At 55.9% G+C, this 1,380-nt stretch carries 1 protein-coding gene; it reads left to right on the top strand.

Annotated features, from left to right (window positions below; genetic code table 11):
- Positions 1-152 precede the first annotated feature (152 nt).
- Positions 153-1,337 (top strand): IS256-like element IS3503 family transposase, encoded by a 1,185-nt coding sequence (locus CHU70_RS10695; protein WP_069359385.1) that lies wholly within the window; start codon positions 153-155, stop codon positions 1,335-1,337.
- The last annotated feature ends 43 nt before the right edge of the window (positions 1,338-1,380 follow it).

Below are 1,380 nucleotides of genomic sequence, written 5' to 3'. Positions count from 1 at the left end.
GGGTTAAGTAAAGAAAAGTGTGTCCGCATGCCACCATAACCCCAGACCACACACCACAAATCACCAAAGAATAGCTCCCCGAAAGCTATTACCCACACCATCCCGCACCTCCGGCCACATTTGTGCTAACCGCACACCGGTTGGATTAAAGGATGACCACCAACCGCCCCAGCTGCCCACTATGCGGCAACAACACAAAGAAAAACGGCACCACCAGCAAATCAACCACCCGTTGGCGCTGCACCCACTGCGGACACTCCTTTACCCGCAACACCCAAACCCACAACAAAAACACCGCCACCATGGCTTTGTTCATCCAATGGGCCACCGGCACCCAATCTCTAACCACCTTCGCCGCACACCATGGCGTAACCAGGCAAACCATGCACCACCGATTCCGATGGTGCTGGTGGATCATCCCCACACCCACCATCGACTCATTCCGCATCCATGACCAAATCTTCCTCGACGCGACCTATCTAAAGTCCGGATGCCTCCTGATCGCAGCCAGTAAAACCCACGTCATCAACTGGACCTGGGCCAGACACGAAACCACCGCCGCCTACACCGAACTCCTACGCCCCATTGCCGCACCACTAATCGCAGTCACAGACGGCGGACAAGGTGCCCAATCAGCCATCCACCACTGCTGGCCAACAACACGCATCCAACGCTGCCTCGTCCACGCCCAACGAACAGTCTGCCGCCACACCACCAGCAACCCCCGCACCGATGCCGGCAAAACCCTCTACCGCCTAGCCCTGAAACTCACTCGCATCACCGACCTTGACCAAGCATCCACATGGGTCGCCCACCTGCACGAATTCGACCACACCTACCGGGAATGGATGAACGAGAAAACCACCATCAAAGACCCTGCTACCGGCGCCTACACCAAGGTCTACACCCACCAACGCGTCCGAGCGGCCTATCAATCATTGCTATCTCTGCACCGCAGAGACCTGCTGTTTACCTACCTGCAACCCCCACCAACAACCATCGACCCCGACAACCTTGCAGCAACAACAAACAGCCTCGAAGGTGGCATCAACGCCCCCATAAAAGAACTAGCCCGCAGACACCGCGGACTATCACTACCGCATCAACGCACAGTGATGGATTGGTGGCTGTATCTACATACAGAAGTCCCTGACGATCCGGTCAAGATCGCCAGGGACCAACGATGGGGTCAAGACGCACTTTCCACAGCAACAGACCTGATCACCCACAACACCACAGCCACTACCAATGACATCGGTGCACCAGCAGAATACGACACCGCCATCGACACCAGCTACCAACACAACCTCGGCATCCAAAAAGGCTGGATCAAATAACCGCAACACGCCCGGAAAAGACACACTTTTCTTTACTTAACCC

The sequence above is a fragment of the Corynebacterium sp. LK10 genome, from assembly GCF_008042455.1.
Classification (GTDB): Bacteria; Actinomycetota; Actinomycetes; order Mycobacteriales; family Mycobacteriaceae; genus Corynebacterium; species Corynebacterium jeikeium_D.
This window is presented reverse-complemented; position numbering and strand designations above follow the sequence as displayed.

Coding starts and splice junctions, on each gene's coding strand:
- CHU70_RS10695 (WP_069359385.1), top strand. CDS start 153: ATGACCACCAACCGCCCCAGCTGCCCACTATGCGGCAACAACACAAAG.